The organism is [Erwinia] mediterraneensis (assembly GCF_900604315.1).
GTDB lineage: Bacteria > Pseudomonadota > Gammaproteobacteria > Enterobacterales > Enterobacteriaceae > Pantoea > Pantoea mediterraneensis_A.
The window spans coordinates 1690189-1706196 of record NZ_LR026978.1 but is presented as its reverse complement, the minus strand read 5'-3'; the positions used below and the strand labels follow the sequence as shown (position 1 = coordinate 1706196).

General features: G+C 56.8%; 14 protein-coding genes and 2 pseudogenes. 6 read left to right on the top strand and 10 right to left on the bottom strand.

From position 1 onward, the window contains the following. Positions 1-11: 11 nt before the first annotated feature. The gene (gene pldA / locus E0E17_RS08005; protein ID WP_130833182.1) at positions 12-890 is read right to left on the bottom strand and encodes a phospholipase A; all 879 of its coding nucleotides are present in this window, start codon (positions 888-890) and stop codon (positions 12-14) included. A 175-nt stretch (positions 891-1065) separates the two neighbouring features. Between pldA and E0E17_RS08000 the strand changes: the two genes are divergently transcribed. Together E0E17_RS08000 and rarD are read left to right on the top strand one after the other, a co-directional pair. Then, entirely contained in the window at positions 1066-1536 is a 471-nt protein-coding gene (locus tag E0E17_RS08000) for a thioesterase family protein (protein ID WP_130833179.1), read from the top strand. Between the two features lie 47 nt (positions 1537-1583). Then, complete coding sequence (gene rarD, locus E0E17_RS07995) at positions 1584-2480, top strand: EamA family transporter RarD (protein ID WP_130833177.1); 897 nt, start codon at positions 1584-1586, stop codon at positions 2478-2480. Here the strand turns inward: rarD and E0E17_RS07990 are convergent. Both E0E17_RS07990 and corA read right to left on the bottom strand, forming a co-directional pair. Next, on the bottom strand, positions 2452-3498 hold the full coding sequence (locus E0E17_RS07990) for an AbrB family transcriptional regulator (RefSeq protein WP_130833175.1): 1047 nt from the start codon (positions 3496-3498) through the stop codon (positions 2452-2454). The two genes, rarD and E0E17_RS07990, sit on opposite strands and share 29 nt — an antisense overlap. Before the next feature lie 99 nt (positions 3499-3597). Then, positions 3598-4551 (bottom strand): magnesium/cobalt transporter CorA, encoded by a 954-nt coding sequence (gene corA / locus E0E17_RS07985; protein ID WP_130833173.1) that lies wholly within the window; start codon positions 4549-4551, stop codon positions 3598-3600. Between the two features lie 527 nt (positions 4552-5078). Between corA and E0E17_RS07980 the strand changes: the two are divergent. Together E0E17_RS07980 and E0E17_RS07975 are read left to right on the top strand one after the other, a co-directional pair. After that, positions 5079-5260 (top strand): annotated as a pseudogene (locus E0E17_RS07980) (type II toxin-antitoxin system RelB/DinJ family antitoxin). Then, positions 5260-5551: pseudogene (locus E0E17_RS07975) on the top strand (type II toxin-antitoxin system RelE family toxin). The pseudogenes E0E17_RS07980 and E0E17_RS07975 overlap by 1 nt, the downstream one beginning before the upstream one ends. A gap of 91 nt (positions 5552-5642) precedes the next feature. Here the strand turns inward: E0E17_RS07975 and uvrD are convergent. From uvrD to E0E17_RS07940, 7 genes are all read right to left on the bottom strand, one after another. Continuing rightward, on the bottom strand, positions 5643-7805 hold the full coding sequence (gene uvrD / locus E0E17_RS07970; RefSeq protein WP_130833170.1) for a DNA helicase II: 2163 nt from the start codon (positions 7803-7805) through the stop codon (positions 5643-5645). Positions 7806-7857: 52 nt separating this feature from the next. Further along, positions 7858-8574 (bottom strand): 5-amino-6-(5-phospho-D-ribitylamino)uracil phosphatase YigB, encoded by a 717-nt coding sequence (yigB, locus tag E0E17_RS07965; protein WP_130833168.1) that lies wholly within the window; start codon positions 8572-8574, stop codon positions 7858-7860. Next, positions 8571-9482 carry a tyrosine recombinase XerC gene (gene xerC / locus E0E17_RS07960; protein WP_130833166.1) on the bottom strand — a complete coding sequence of 304 codons (912 nt, stop codon included), beginning with the start codon at positions 9480-9482 and terminating at the stop codon, positions 8571-8573. The genes yigB and xerC overlap by 4 nt, the downstream gene beginning before the upstream one ends. Further along, a complete protein-coding gene (locus E0E17_RS07955; protein WP_130833164.1) occupies positions 9479-10183 on the bottom strand; it encodes a DUF484 domain-containing protein in 705 nt (234 codons plus the stop codon). Before E0E17_RS07955 ends, xerC begins: the two co-directional genes overlap by 4 nt. Further along, the gene (dapF, locus tag E0E17_RS07950; RefSeq protein ID WP_130833162.1) at positions 10180-11004 is read right to left on the bottom strand and encodes a diaminopimelate epimerase; all 825 of its coding nucleotides are present in this window, start codon (positions 11002-11004) and stop codon (positions 10180-10182) included. The genes E0E17_RS07955 and dapF overlap by 4 nt, the downstream gene beginning before the upstream one ends. Before the next feature lie 33 nt (positions 11005-11037). Continuing rightward, positions 11038-11283, bottom strand: a complete 246-nt coding sequence (lptM, locus tag E0E17_RS07945; RefSeq protein WP_130833160.1) for an LPS translocon maturation chaperone LptM — start codon at positions 11281-11283, stop codon at positions 11038-11040. 154 nt (positions 11284-11437) lie between these two features. Then, on the bottom strand, positions 11438-14002 hold the full coding sequence (locus E0E17_RS07940; RefSeq protein ID WP_130833158.1) for a class I adenylate cyclase: 2565 nt from the start codon (positions 14000-14002) through the stop codon (positions 11438-11440). 315 nt (positions 14003-14317) lie between these two features. On the opposite strand from E0E17_RS07940, the gene hemC reads away from it, so the two are divergent. Both hemC and hemD read left to right on the top strand, forming a co-directional pair. Beyond that, a complete protein-coding gene (hemC, locus tag E0E17_RS07935; protein ID WP_130833156.1) occupies positions 14318-15259 on the top strand; it encodes a hydroxymethylbilane synthase in 942 nt (313 codons plus the stop codon). Further along, positions 15256-15996 carry a uroporphyrinogen-III synthase gene (gene hemD, locus E0E17_RS07930; protein WP_130833154.1) on the top strand — a complete coding sequence of 247 codons (741 nt, stop codon included), beginning with the start codon at positions 15256-15258 and terminating at the stop codon, positions 15994-15996. Before hemC ends, hemD begins: the two co-directional genes overlap by 4 nt. Positions 15997-16008: the final 12 nt, after the last annotated feature.

The following is a 16008-nucleotide window of genomic DNA, read 5'->3' as shown; positions in this document are numbered from 1 at the left end:
TACTGACTGAATCAGAAGAGATCGTTGAGCGTTACGCCCATACCAATACGCGTCTGACGATGATTGTAATCGATGAGGGATTCCCCGTAGCCGCTGAAAAGCTGCGTATAGAATCGAACGTGTTCGGTAAGAGGATAACTCCAGCCGAGTTCAGCGCCGCCGTAGCCGCTGTTCCAGTTATAGTGCCCCTGCACGCTGAAGATGCTGTCGCCCAGCATATAGCCCAGCTTCAGCCGGTAATAGCCCATATATTTGGTGATATCCGGGTTATCATCCTCGCTGCTGCTTTCAGGCAGGCGATACCAGGGTTTCACTTCGACCATATAATTGCCGTTCTGGGCCATCAGTCGGGCGTAAAGGCGATTCCAGCTGCGTGACGTGGGATCGCTACGGCCATTTGACTGATGATTAAAGCCCAGCTCCACGTCCCGTAAGGTCCAGCCCGCGAAGCTGTAATCCGTGGCCCAGCCAAGAAACACCTGTGGCTCATAATTGGTTTCACGGAACGGCGATGAGGCGCCGCGGTTGGAAAGCTGCCACCAGGAACGCTGCGTATAGGAGGCTGCCAGCACCGAATTGTCGCCCAGAATACCGCGCCACAGCGGAAATGCCAGACTCAGCTGAAATTTTACCTCATCTTTCTTCGCATCGTCACTCCAGTCGTAGCTGGAAATCGCTTCGCGATTGAGATCGCTGGTCAAGGTATAAAGCAGATAATTGCTTTCATAAGGATACATTACGAAGGGGTTATCGTGCTTTTCCAGCAGGTTCGCGATAATACTGCCACGCACCGCGGGTGCGTCATGCACTTCTTTAATCGTCGCTTCCTGGGCCTGAGCCAGCGCAGGAAGTAACAGGGCCGCAGCCAGAATGGTGCGAAGCATACGCATACATCTCTCCGTTAGTACTGCCTGAAGGGGGTGAAAAACAGGCCATTCTACACGCAAAAACAGGTAAAGATCAGCGCTGTTTTCCTAAACTGGACCGCCCTTTTTGCCCTGCACAGAATCGCCAGCCGTGTAAAATTTCATACCCTCTCAGGTTAATTGCAGGAAAGGAAAGACGATGTCAGCAGTGCCTTTATCTCAGCAGGATGCCCGCCACCTGATCGGTGACATCTTTGTGTATCAGATGCCCTTTAACCAGGCGCTGGGTCTCCAGCTTGAACGTCTCGAAGCGGATTACGCCGAGTTGAGCTTCGCCAGTAAAACCATGCTGGTAGGGAATCACGCCCAGCATATTCTGCATGGCGGCGTCATCGCCTCTGTGCTCGACGTGGCTGCCGGTCTGGTGTGTGTCAGTAGCGCTCTGACGCGTCAGGAAACCATCAGCGAAGAGGAGCTGCGCCAGCGTCTTTCCCGCATGGGCACCATTGATTTACGTGTCGATTACCTGCGTCCGGGACGGGGCGAGCGCTTTATCGCCACCAGCAACCTGCTGCGTGCCGGCAACAAGGTCGCGGTGGCGCGGGTTGAGCTGCACAATCAGCAGGGAGACTACATTGCAACCGCCACGGCAACCTATTTGATTGGTTAACTTTATCGCAGGGCGCGCAAAGCGGCCTCTTTGTCACTGAGAAACTTATGAATACCCAACAAACGCGGCAGGGCATTTTTTATGCACTGGGCGCCTATTTTATCTGGGGCATCGCCCCCGCCTATTTCAAGCTGGTGAAGCAGGTCGCGCCCGCCGAAATTATGACGCATCGCGTCATCTGGTCAGCCCTGTTTATGGTGCTGCTAATCAGCCTGAGCCGTAGCTGGCCTCAGGTACAGGCGGTACTGCGGCAGCCAAAGAAGATGCTGCTGCTGGCGCTGACGGCATTTGCTATCGGCGGCAACTGGCTGCTGTTTATCTGGGCGGTCAATAACCAGCATATGCTGGAGGCCAGCCTCGGCTATTTTATTAATCCGCTGATTAACGTGGTGTTCGGCATGCTGTTTCTGCGTGAGCGCTTTCGTCGTCTGCAGTGGGTCGCGGTCCTGCTGGCGACGCTGGGCGTACTGATCCAGCTATGGCAATTTGGTTCTCTGCCGGTGATTGCCCTCGGCCTGGCGCTCAGCTTCGCCTTTTATGGTCTGCTGCGCAAAAAAATCCAGGTGGATGCGCAGAGCGGTATGCTGATCGAAACCTGCTGGCTGCTACCGCTCGCCGCCATCTACCTGTTCGGCATTGCCGACAGCAGCACCAGCCATCTGAGCGCCAACGCCATGAGCCTCAATCTGATGCTGATTGCCGCTGGCATTGTCACCACCATTCCGTTGATGCTGTTCGCCGCCGCCTGCACCCGGTTACGCCTCTCTACCGTCGGCTTCTTTCAGTATCTGGGCCCGACGCTGATGTTTCTGCTGGCAGTGGTGTTTTACGACGAGCGCATTACGCCTGATAAACTGATCACCTTCTGCTTTATCTGGCTGGCACTGGCGGTGTTTATCGGCGATGCCGTGTTGTTTAACTGGCGCGCGCGTAGCGTGAAATAAAACGCGCCATTGCCGGGCCGGTCAGCAGGATGGTAAACAGCCGCAGCGTCTGTAGCGCCATGACAAAGGCAATATCCACCCGGCTACCGGCCGCAATAATCGCCACCGTGTCCAGTCCGCCTGGACTGGTGGCGAGATAAGCCGTCATCAGATCAACGTGCAGCACCCAGGTCAGCATCCAGGCCAACAGGCCGCACAGCAGCATCAGACCGATAATAGAAATCAGCATTTGCGGCAGCGTGCGCAGCGCCAGTAAAAAAATGGGTCGCGTAAAGCGCACGCCCACGCTCCAGCCAATCAGCGCATAGGCCAGCGCCAGCAGCCACTCCGGCACCTGCAGGGTAGCGGTTCCCGTGGTATGCAGTGTGGCCCCGATAAATGCCGGCAGCAGCAGCGCTCCGGCAGGAATGCGCAGCCGTTGCCCCAGCCATGCACCGCCGATCATCACCAGCAGCGTCACGCCAAAGCCGCCGTTCAGGGCGGGAAACCAGACCAGATTGAGATGCTGTGTATCATCGCCCAGGCCGATACGTGCTACCACGGCGGCGGCCGTCGCGACAAACAGCACGCGCAGATACTGCATAAAGGCCACCAGGCGCGGATCGGCACCAAAATCCCCCGCCATTGCCACCATGGCCGAGGCGCCGCCCGGAGACGATCCCCAGGCACCGGTGGGGCCGGGCAGATCGCTGAAGCGGACCAGTAAAAAGCCGGACAGACCGCTGGCGGCCAGCGTCAGCAGCAACACGGCCAGCACTACCGGCCAGTTATTGAGCAAGGGGGTAAGGATTGAGGGCGACAGACTCTGGGCGATCATACATCCCAGCACCGCCTGCGCCAGAGTAAAGAGTCGCTTATCAATACGCAACGATGCGCCAGACAATCCCATCACTACGCCCACGATCATCGGCCCCAGCAACAATGCCGCGGGGACATGAAAGTACTGCAGCAAAAAACCCAACAACAACGAAGCGACCAGCAGCATCGTCCACTGTAACTGCAAAGGGAGACGTTCCATAAAACAGAGAGTCAGTGAGAAAATAAGAGCTTACAGACTACGCAGATTGGGCTCGAAGCGCCAGCAGTACGGGCCGATATACATCAGCCCGCCACCGTTTCACAGCCAGTTTTTACGCTTGAAGTAGAGATAAGGGGCGAGGCCCGCGAGGATCATCAGACCGATCGCTGCCGGATAGCCGAAGCTCCAGCTCAGCTCAGGCATAAAATCAAAGTTCATGCCGTAACTGGAGGCCACCAGCGTGGGCGGCAGAAACACCACCGAGACCACCGAGAAGATTTTGATGATGCGGTTCTGTTCGATATTGATAAAGCCCATCGCCGCCTGCATCAGGAAGTTCACGCGCTGAAACAGCGATTCATTATGCGGCAGCAGCGATTCGATATCGCGCAGGATCTCGCGCGCCTGCTCCAGCTGGTTGCCTGGCAGGCGTGCTTTACGCACCAGGAAGTTGAGCGCGCGCTGGGTATCCATCAGACAGAGACGTACTTTCCAGCCGATATCTTCCATTTCCGCCAGACGCGAGAGCGCCTGGTCATATTCTTCCCCCTGCTGCCCTTCCATGATGACACGGCTCAGTTTTTCCAGCGCGCTGTAGATGTTCTCGATTTCATCCGCCAGTTGTTCGATTTTGGTTTCAAACAGATCGAGCAGCAGTTCAAAAGCGTTACCATCAATCAGCGTCTGGTTACGCGCGCGCATGCGATAGAGGCGAAAAGCGGGCAGCTCGCGCTCACGCAGGGTATAGAGTCGACCTTCGCGGATGGTAAACGCGACGGTTGAGTTACCCGCATGATCGGCAGCATCTTCGTAAAAGAAAAACGAGTGAATATGTAAGCCGTCTTCGTCTTCAAAAAAACGCGCCGAGGCTTCGATATCTTCCAGTTCAGGGCGGGTCGCCAGGCTCTGCCCCAGCTCGCTCTGAACGCGGTCACGTTCGCCTTCTTCCGGCTCGATCAGATCGACCCAGATGGATGAGGTGAGTTTATCCGCGTTATCTTCCAGTTCCAGACGCGTCAGACGGCTGCGGTCCAGTTTAAATGCGCTCAGCATAGCAATACTCCCCATTGCAGACTAAATGGGACAAGGCTGTGTACCGCACTGCACCAGTTGCAGAACGGGCACGGCAAAGGCCTGAACACAGAGAAACTCGCGTTTCGAAGGAAAATCAGTGCTGACTCAAGCGACAGACAGGGAGGTCGCTGATAACCGCTAAGGCTACCAGCAAAAAGAGGTAGCCTTAGATGTTATTCCTGTTAATCAGGTTGATGAGCCAACATCGACTGGGCGTGTCCAAGGCATTGTCCTCTCTTGATAATAGTGCGCGCATGTTACGCTGAGACGAAAAAGTCGTCAAGGGAAGCCCCGGCCCGGCTTAGCAACGGCCTGCACGACTCCCGCTGAATACAGCGAATGCGCAAGGGCCACGTCTGAATTAATGAATATCTGACCCGGTATGCTGTAAAGTGAGATCGCTGATGCGATAATTGTAATGACATTTGTAATTACAAAAGGCCACTACAATGGGTACGATTAATTTGCGTATTGATGATGAGCTTAAAGCGCGCTCTTAGGCCGCGCTGGAAAAATGGGTATCACGCCTTCAGAAGCGCTGTGCCTTATGCTGGAGTATGTGGCTGATAATGAGCGGCTTCCTTTCAGACAGACCTTATTAAGTGATGAGGATGCTGATCTCGTGGAAATAGTCAGAGAACGACTGCGTGACCCGAAACCAGTACGGGTAAAACTGGATGAACTCTGATGGCGTATTTACTGGGTTTTGATCAACGGGCACTAAAGGAATGGCGCAAACTGGGCCCGACTGTACGCGAGCAACGTAAAAAGAAACTGGCAGAAGCCCTTGAGTCACCGCGCATTGAGGCAGATAAGCTATGCGGGATGCCTGACTGCTACAAAATTAAACTCCGGTCATCCGGTTACCGTCTCCTATACCGTGATTGATGAAAGGGTGACTTTTTTTGTTATTGCGGTTGGAAAGCGAGAGCGCTCAGAGGTTTATTCTGCAGCGGTAAAACGTATTCCTCTGCTATAAAAGAGTATTGCTGTTTCACCGCCATGGTGTTGCTTTGCATTGACAGGACAGCACCGGACTGTCCATCTTCGGTGCTATGCATCAGAACCCGTCAGGCGCTTTCCAGCCGTGCGTAGGCCGCCACCAGCCACTTGATACCCTGCCCCTGAAACGCTACCTGAATCCGGCTGTGATCGCCACTGCCTTCCAGGTTGATAATGGTGCCTTCGCCAAATTTGGCGTGGCGCACGCGCTGGCCGAGGGTAAAGCCGCTGTCGCTTTTTGCCAGCGGCGTGCCCATGCGCTGATGGCTCACCGGACGACTGACGCTGGCGCGCAGGCGTACCTCTTCAATGCACTCTTCCGGCAGCTCGCCAATAAAGCGGGACGGTCGGTGATACACCTCTTTGCCGTACAAACGCCGCGTTTCGGCCCAGGTTAAGGTGAGTTTCTGCATGGCGCGCGTTACGCCGACATAGGCCAGACGACGCTCCTCTTCCAGCCGTCCCCCCTCATCCAGCGACATCTGGCTCGGGAACATACCCTCTTCCATGCCGACAATAAAGACCTGACTAAACTCCAGCCCTTTCGCCGCGTGCATGGTCATCAGTTGAACCGCATCCTGCCATTTATCCGCCTGCCCTTCGCCCGCTTCCAGCGCCGCGTGCGACAAAAAGGCCTGCAGCGGCATTAAATCTTCATCTTCATCCTGATAGCTGAACTGACGCGTCGCCGTCACCAGTTCCTCAAGGTTTTCGATACGCGCCTGGCCTTTTTCGCCTTTCTCCTGCTCATACATCAGCCAGAGGCCGGAATCCTTGATTACACGATCCGTCTGCACATGCAGCGGCAGCTCCGCCGTCTCCTGCGCCAGTGCATCGATCAGTTCACAAAAGCGCTGCAACGCCGATGCGGCGCGCCCCGCCAGCGCCCGTGCCTGCAACAGCTCACGCGTCGCCTGCCACAGGGTTAACTGGCGCTCACGCGCCGTCTGACGCACCACGTCGAGGGTACGATCGCCCACTCCGCGCGTCGGCGTGTTGACCACACGTTCAAACGCCGCGTCGTCATTACGGTTCGCAATCAGGCGCAGGTAGGCAAGGGCGTCTTTAATCTCCTGACGTTCGAAAAAGCGCATTCCGCCATAAATACGGTACGGCATGCTGCTCTGCAGCAGCGCCTCTTCCAGCACGCGCGACTGGGCGTTACTGCGATAGAGGATGGCGCAATCGGCCAGCGCATTGCCATGTTCCTGCCAGCTTTTAATGCGGTTTACCACAAAACGCGCTTCATCCAGCTCGTTAAAGGCGCAGTACAGGGAGATAGGTTCGCCGTCACTGTCATCTGTCCAGAGCTCTTTGCCGAGACGCCCGTTATTATTGGCAATCAGAGCGTTAGCCGCTTTGAGAATATTTTTGGTGGAGCGGTAGTTCTGCTCCAGGCGGATGGTTTCCGCACCGGGGAAATCGTTCAGGAAGCGCTGAATGTTCTCGACCTGGGCGCCACGCCAGCCGTAGATAGACTGATCGTCATCGCCGACGATGATTACGCGCCCGCTGTCACCCGCCAGCATACGGATCCAGGCGTACTGGATATTGTTGGTATCCTGGAACTCATCCACCAGTATGTTGGTGAAGCGCTCCCGGTAATGGTTGAGAATCTGCGGCTTGTTCAGCCACAGCTCGTGAGCGCGCAGCAGCAGTTCGGCAAAATCGACCAGCCCGGCGCGATCACAGGCTTCCTGATAGGCCTGATAGATACGCAGCCAGGTCTGTTCCACCGGATTGCCGTAGCTCTCGATATGCTGCGGTCGCAGGCCCTCATCTTTTTTGCCGTTGATGTACCACATGCCCTGACGCGCCGGCCACTGTTTCTCATCCAGGTTCATCGCTTTAATCAGGCGCTTCAGCAGGCGCAGCTGGTCTTCGCTGTCGAGAATCTGGAAGTCCTGCGGCAGGCGGGCATCAAGATGGTGAGCACGTAACAGCCGGTGCGCCAGACCGTGGAAGGTGCCGATCCACATGCCGCCCTGGCTGGTGCCGATCAGCTGTTCGATACGATGGCGCATCTCTGCCGCCGCCTTGTTGGTGAAGGTGACCGCCATAATCGAATAGGGCGAACAGTTCTCCACCGACAGTAGCCAGGCGATACGGTGCACCAGAACGCGCGTTTTGCCGCTGCCCGCGCCTGCCAGAACCAGCAGGTTGCTGCGCGGTGCCGCCACGGCCTCGCGCTGCTTGTCATTCAAACTGTTGAGCAGATCAGAAACGTCCATAAGCACCGTTAAGTCAGAGAAACCATCATATCACTGGATATTTTTACAGCCATTATAGCAGTGAGGTTAGTGAAGCCAACTGCGAAATTTCAACATGGGGTAACAGGCGCGCATCACGCATCTGCATCAGATTTCCCTGGCGCAGGTTAATCCAGCACGCCTGCAGGCCGCAACGCAGTGCGCCGGTCACATCGGCGGTGAGATCGTCCCCGACGTGCAGAATATTTTCCGGCGCAATCCCGAGCCGCGTCGCCGTCAGATGATACATATCCTGCCATGGCTTGGCGCGGCCATGCGGCCCGGCGCGCAACGCAAACTGAAAATAGCGTTCAATCCCCAGCAGTGCCGGGTCGGCATTGCCATTGCTGATAGCGACCAGCGGCACGCGTGCGCTCAGCGCGGCGAGCGTCAGGTGCGTCTCTTCCGGCATCTCTACCCGACTCCGCCAGTGGGCAAAAACCGCCATCACCTTATCAGCCCCGCTACGCGCTTCCTCCGCTGACAGGCCGACGTTGAGCATCGCCTGTTCGACTGAGCGCCGACGCCACTCCGTTACATCATGATAAATATCGGGTTCGCGCAGCAGCAGTTCATTGCGCAGCGCCTGATAATCAGCTTCGCTGAAGGCGCTGAGCGCCGGATGGTATGCCTGCAGGGCGGCATGTGATTCCGCCGTGGTTCGGCGGATGACCGGACGATTGTCATAGAGTGTGTCATCCAGATCGAAAGTGATCGCTTTGATCGGACGTAGCGGACGATAAAACTTCATGAGCCTTTTCCTCGTTTAGCACGGGGATGTGCGGCATCGTACACCGATGCCAGATGTTGAAAATCGAGATGGGTATAGATCTGGGTAGTGGTGAGATTGGCATGCCCCAGCAACTCCTGCACTGCGCGCAGATCGCCGCTCGACTCCAGCAGATGGGTGGCGAACGAGTGACGCAGCTTATGCGGATGGATATGGCTGGCGACGCCCTGCTTCACACCCCACTCCGCGAAGCGCTTTTGTACGTTGCGCGCGGAGATGCGGCACCCCTGGCTGGAAAGAAACAGCGCGTCATCGTCGGGAGCAAAGAGGTCGCGCAGCGCCAGCCAGTGCTGTAGCCAGGTAACGGCAGTGCGGCCAACCGGCACACGTCGCTCTTTGCTGCCTTTCCCCATTACCCAGACTTCTCCGGCTTCCAGATCGAGATGGCTGCAGTCGATATTCACCAGCTCCGACAGACGCAGCCCGGCACCGTACATCACTTCCAGCATAGCGCGATCGCGTACCGCCAGCGGATCGTTAAGGTCAATGTCCAGCAGCTGGTTGATCTCATCGACATCAATATTTTTCGGCAGATGGCGCGCAGCGCGCGGTGTGGCAATGCCTTTGGCCGGGTTAGCCGCCAGCATTCCCTGGCTGACCTGCCAGTCGAGAAAGCTGCGCAGTGCAGAAAGGCGCAGCGCCAGGCTGGCAGGCTGCAAACCGGCGCGACGGCTGCGCGCAGCCAGCGCGCGCACTTGCGCCGGATCGAGCTGCGCCCAGTAGTGAATTTTCATCTCCTGCGCCAGCGCTACCAGCGCCTGGAGCTGACGCGCATAGTTACTCTGCGTCAACGGGCTAAGCTGGCGCTCCACTTTCAGGTAGCGCAAAAAGCCCTCGACGGCAGCCTGCAACGGCGCGTCCTGGCTCATGTCCGTTCTACCCAGCGCACCAGCAGATCCGGCAGCATCTGCGCCAGATGCTGTAACAGTAAGGTTCCCATACCTGCCTGATAATGCTGCGTGTCGCGACTGCTGAAAATCAGCACGCCCAGGTCGCCGTGCTCGCCGATAAGCGACATCGCCACCGAACCAATCGCTTTGGCCTGAGGCAGCAGCAGTAACAGTTCCGGCCCGTTCAGGCTGCCGAGAAAATGGTGCTGTTTGCCGAAACGCTGAATACGCAGCAGTTCAAAGGCCTGACGCGACAGCGCCAGCTGGGTGAAATCAGAAGGAGCGCCAATGCGCCATTTGTCACTGAACAGCCGTACGTTAGCACCTGCCAGTCCGAGATCGCGCGCCCATTGCTGCAGGCGATTCAGCATCGATTGCAGACTATCGGCTGCCGCCAGATGGCTCTGCAGGGCCAGCAGGCGGTCAAAGAGCTGATGATTGGCGGTCGCCTGTTCCATCAGCAGGGTAATTTCCTCTTCCAGCTGCTGGATATGGTTGCGCTGACGCGCCATATGCCACTCGACCAGCGAAATGCTGCCGCGCACCGGATGAGGCACCAGCATCTGCTCTACCTGGTGAGCGTTGCGGATAAAGAAATCGGGATTCTGCCGCAGATAGTCACTGACGGCCTGATCGTCCAGCATAACCTCACTGTCGGCCTGCTCTTCGACATTTTTCATAAATGAATAAACCCATCATAAACATGTGTGGCCGGGCCGGTCATAAATAACGGCTCCCCTGGCCCTTTCCAGGCGATATGTAGCGTTCCACCGGGCAGATCGACCTGGACGTTTTCCGCCAGAATGCCCTGCTGAATTCCGCAGGCGACGGCGGCGCAGGCGCCGCTGCCACAGGCCTGCGTTTCGCCCGCACCGCGTTCATAGACGCGCAGGCGAATCTGTTCCGGGTTCACCACTTCCATAAAGCCGACGTTAACACGCTCCGGAAAACGTTCGTGACTCTCCAGTACCGGCCCCAGGCTCTCTACCGCCGCGGTTTTCACGCTCTCTACCTGAATTACGCAGTGCGGATTACCCATCGAGACGACGCCAAACATCACCGTCTGCTCATTGACCCGCATCAGGTAGAGGTTCTCTGCCTTGTTGGCGCGAAACGGCACATGCTGCGGCGCAAAATTGGGCTCGCCCATATTCACGCGCACCTGTTCATCAGGCGTGACGCTGAGTACCATGCGCCCGGTCTGGGTGCTGACGCGAATATCGTTTTTGTTGGTAAGCCCCTTCAGACGCACAAAGCGGGCAAAGCAGCGCGCGCCGTTGCCGCACTGGGCCACTTCACTGCCATCGGCATTAAAGATGCGATAGTGAAAATCGAGATCGGGATCGTAGGGAGGCTCTACAATCAGCAGCTGATCGAAGCCAATGCCGAGATGCCGATCCGCCAGGCGGCGAATCAACTCCGGCGAGAAAAAGACGTTTTGCGTCACGGCATCCACGACCATGAAATCGTTGCCGAGACCGTGCATTTTGGAGAACTGCATTTTTTGCTCCGCCGGATGATACGCCATGGAAAGTTAGTTCGCCTGTCTGGTCGGTTCGGTCTGAATCAGCTTATCGACATCAGCCTCAGACGAGGTGGCCGTGTCGCTGGTGTGATTATCAGACGCCGGGGCCGTGGCGTCAGGGCTTTCAGCGGCGGTCTGGTTGTTTTTCTGTTGCGGCTGATCCTGGGGCGGGAAGTAAAGCGGTCCTTTTAATCCACATCCTGCCAGGCTCGCTAACACCAGCACAAGGCTTAGCTGGCAAATCACTCTCTTCATTTTGTCTGCTCATTAATGTCCTTTACCCGGTTGCTTATCATCGCAGTTGAAGTTGGAAAAGCAACAGGAAATGCCTGCAAATAGCGTGAAGCCTGCGGCACTCACCGGAGAAAAGGGAAAGCGCAAGCGGGTGCTGAACGCACCCGTCATGCCATCAATGCATCTGGTAGCGCGGCTGATAATCGCCGTTGAGGTTATCGTTATCTGACTGCGTCGTACACAGTTGCGTCAGTGTCTGACTGCGGAACGGGATAACCTGAAAACGATCGCCGACGTTCACAATCTGATAGAACTGCGGCAGGTTAAAGTTGATAAAGCTGGAGCCGTAGGTAAAGCGATCGTGTGAGGAGGAGTAAAAACGGCTGACGTCACGCACCAGCTCCTCTTTGCTGCCTTCGCAGTGGTGATAGATCTCAACCCGGTTGGTTTCATCCAGGATATAGATATTGAAACCGCGATCGTCATGGGTATCTTCAAAGAAGAACTGGATGATGCCTTCGCTGGCGTAGCCGTTCACAACCGGCGGCAGCGGCGTCTGGTTTGACTCAACTTTGATCGACAGCCCGTGCAGCTTGTTGTTGGAAATGGCGCCATAAAACTCGACGGCATTTTCCAGCTTCTGCACCGAGACGCTCATGCGCTCAAAGAACAGCCCCCAGGTCTGTCCCGAGACGCGCAGCGCTTTGAACCGGCCCGGCTCCAGACGCGTGCTGGAGAGACGCAGCTCAATACATTCAGAAACCAGCTGCTGCACACGGGTGCGGATCAGCCCGCGCAGATGCTGACTGTAGCAGAACACCTCGACGTTATCGGGCGGCGCGGCATCCTGATGCATTTTGCCCAGAATGGTTTTCAGCGCTTCAATCATCGCCTGCTCGCCGTTGAAATGCAGCGTACGCACTTCGTTCCACGAGTTGCGATAAAGCAGATCGATGCTGCCCACCAGGCACTGCTGCTGCTGACCAAAGCTGAAGACATCCAGCTTACGGAAGTCAAAGTGCACCACCTGATTGCGAAACGCCGCGGTGGGGTCATATTCCAGGTTAACAATGATCGCCAGATGGCGAATTTCACACGGACTGTAGAGCGCTTTTGGCGTCGGCGCAGGCAGGCGCAGCGGAAAATGGTGCGATACATCATTCACCAGCTCCTGCAGACGCGCCAGATCGCACACCTCGTTGCCTTTGATATGCAGCCGGGTTTTCGCCGTCAGCAGTCCGTTAAACCAGGCCCAGGCCACCAGCTTGTTCAGGTAACGGTTATACTCCAGCGGCTGATGGCTGATGATGGAGTCCATGTCCGGTGCCTGGTTGTAGAGATACCAGCCTGCCCGGTTGGCGCGGCCCGCCGGCACATGAATAAACGTCAGGTTCTCTTCCGAGAGATCGGGCGAGATCTGCGGATTCACCAGGGTGACTTTCCCCGGCAGGGCTTCAAAGGCGGCATACAGTTTACGGGTCAGCACGCCAATATCCTGCGGGCTGGCGCTGACGCTTAAATTGTTGCGGCGGGCAAAACGGATCAGGTTGCGATAGCTCTGCATCATGGCATCAAGCAATTCGTTGTGCGCTTCACGCACGCGCTCGATTTTCCACTCGGCACGGTTATCCAGCACTGCCAGTTTCGCTTCGTCCCAGCCCCACTCTTTCACCAGCTGGGAGAGGATTTCACGTCGCCAGCCAGAACGGTGATGCTGCTCCTCGTTGGTCAGCTTTTCACACACTTTCAGGTAGAAGCAGCGGCGCACCAGATCGAGACGTGGCTGATCGTCCACGCTGGTCAGATAGTGCGTCACGCGCTCCAGCATCATGCAGTAGGGATCCAGCCCAAAGCTGACAATTTCGCCATCGTGCAGACGCTGCTTGATATCCATCGCCAGCAGTTGGGTATGGGGATACTCCCAGCTGTAGGCTTCCAGCAGCAGGGTTTTCAGCACCGCTTTATAGGGTGAGTCGATACTTTTATAGAGCTGCCACAGGCTGGCACCGAAGTACTCCTCCGCCGACAACGTGCCCAGCCCGCCCAGATCGAGCCACTCGTTAGGCGTCAGGACACCCTGCGCATAGAGCGACATCACGTAATCGTCGTAGTGATGCTCCTCTTCGCCCGGCACCATATTCCACAGGATGCGTTTGCCCGCCATACGCACAGCGGTACGGTAAAACTCATCCAGCAGCAGGATATGTTGGGTTGATCCGCAATCCTCTCCCCCCAGACTGCCGCTTTCATTATGACGGAAGCGGTTTTCATCGATCAGGAAGAAGCTGACTTCCACGCCCATCGACACGCACCATTTCTGCAACTGCGTACATTTACGCTGCAGGCTCAGGCGTTCTTCGTTATCCAGCCACGACTGGTGACAGACCCAGATATCGAGATCCGACACGCTGTTTTGTCCCACCGAGGAGGTACTACCCATCGAGTAGATACCGGTAATCGGCATCTCCCCCTGCGACGTCGGCGGCAGCGTTAGGGTCTGTTGACCGGCCAGATTGGCCAGCAGCTGCAGCTGGCTTTCTTCGGGCGTGAAGAAGCTGATGCCATGTGGAACGTTACCCTCAAGGTAACCTGGCATCAGCGGATGATGATAATGTAATAAGGTCGGCAGCAGACTGTAGACGTGCTGGAAAGCAGGTCCCATAGCGGCCAGCGCACGATCAACGCGCAGCTGGTTGATGGCATCCAGTCTCTGTTTCAGTGTCTCTATGTAGAGGTACAAGACGTTTCGCCTGATTGTCCCAGTGTTTAAGCACCCTGTTTCCGAAATCTGCCGCTTATAATAAAGGTTTCTGGCAGATTATTGCTGGAAACGTGATCAATCTAACACCTGACAGATTGACCGTAAAGAAAGTTGCGCTACTTAACAGTTTAGCACATTCCTCTTGTCGCTCCGTCTTTTTGGGCTGGCAGACAAAATGAGCCGACGCTGAAGCAACGCCAGTATGCTCACCCGGCCATTTTCAATCCGTTGAAACTGACAGCCTTCCCGTATCAATGATAGGATATTCTATGAACGATCTAAACGGTTAACAGAATGTTAGACAAAATTTTCAGAATTGCTACAAGACAAAGTCCGCTCGCCTTATGGCAGGCAGAATATGTACAGCAGCGCCTGATGGCAGCCCACCCTGGCCTGCGCGTAGAGCTGGTACCGATGGTGACGAAAGGTGATGTTATCCTCGATACCCCGCTGGCGAAAGTCGGCGGCAAAGGTTTGTTCGTCAAGGAACTGGAACTGGCGATGCTGGAAAACCGCGCCGACATGGCCGTGCATTCCATGAAAGATGTGCCCGTCGATTTCCCTGACGGCCTCGGTCTGGTTACCATCTGTGAACGCGAGGATCCGCGTGACGCCTTTGTGTCTAATCGCTACGACGCTATTGATGCGCTACCGCCCGGTGCGGTCGTCGGCACCTCCAGCTTGCGTCGTCAGTGCCAGCTGAACGCGCGCCGTCCGGATCTGGTTATTCGCTCGCTGCGCGGTAACGTCGGCACCCGACTGGCGAAGCTCGACGCGGGCGATTATGACGCCATTATTCTTGCCGCAGCCGGTCTGAAGCGCCTCGGCCTGGAAGATCGCATCCGTCTTGCCCTGCCCGCTGAGCTCTCCCTGCCTGCCGTGGGTCAGGGTGCTGTCGGGATTGAGTGCCGTCTGGATGACCATCAGCTGATCACACTGCTGCAGGCGTTAAATGATGAGGATACCGCTACCTGCGTAACGGCGGAACGCGCCATGAATACCCGCCTGGAAGGGGGGTGTCAGGTGCCGATCGGCAGTTTTGCGGTGCTGGAAGAAGGCGAACTCTGGCTGCGTGGTCTGGTGGGTTCACCGGATGGCAGCACGGTGGTCAGCGGCGAACGTCGTGGACCGCGTGACCAGGCGGAGCAGATGGGCATTTCGCTGGCGGAAGAGCTGCTGGATCGTGGCGCCCGTGACATCCTGCGTGATGTTTATCAGGGAAACCCGCCGGTATGACCATTCTGGTGACCCGTCCGGACCCCGCTGCCAGCGAACTGGTGACGCGTCTGCAGACGCGTGGTCAGCTTGCGTGGAGCCTGCCGCTGATTGAGTTCACGCCGGGCCGCGATCTGGATGCGTTACCGCACAAGCTGGCCGCGTTAAGCCCTGGCGATCTGGTTTTCCTGCTGTCGCAGCAGGCGATTCATTATGCGCAGCCGGTGCTGCAACGCAGCGGCACGGCGTGGCCGGATGACGTAGACTATTATGCTATTGGTCGCGCCACCGCTTTAGCTCTGCATACCGTCAGCGGCCTGGAGGTAGATTACCCGCATGCCCAGGAAACCAGCGACGAACTGATCCGCATCAACCGACTCCAGAAAGTGGCGGGCAAGCGCGCGCTGATCCTGCGGGGCAATGGCGGGCGTGAACTGCTGGCGGAGACGCTGCGCCAGCGTGGTGCTGAGGTGGAATTCTGTGAATGCTACCAGCGCTGCAATAAAGCGTATGACGGCGCAGAAGAAGGCCGTCGCTGGCGCGATCGTGGGATCACCACGCTGGTGGTAACCAGCGGTGAAATGTTACAACAGCTGTTCTCGCTGTTCCCCGCCATCGATCGCGAGGAATGGTTACTCCACTGTCGGCTGCTGGTTGTCAGTGAACGTTTGGCTACGCTGGCCAGTGAACTTGGCTGGCGACATATTCAGGTAGCCGATGGAGCCGATAACGATGCGCTGCTGCGCGCGTTACTCTGAACTTACATTACG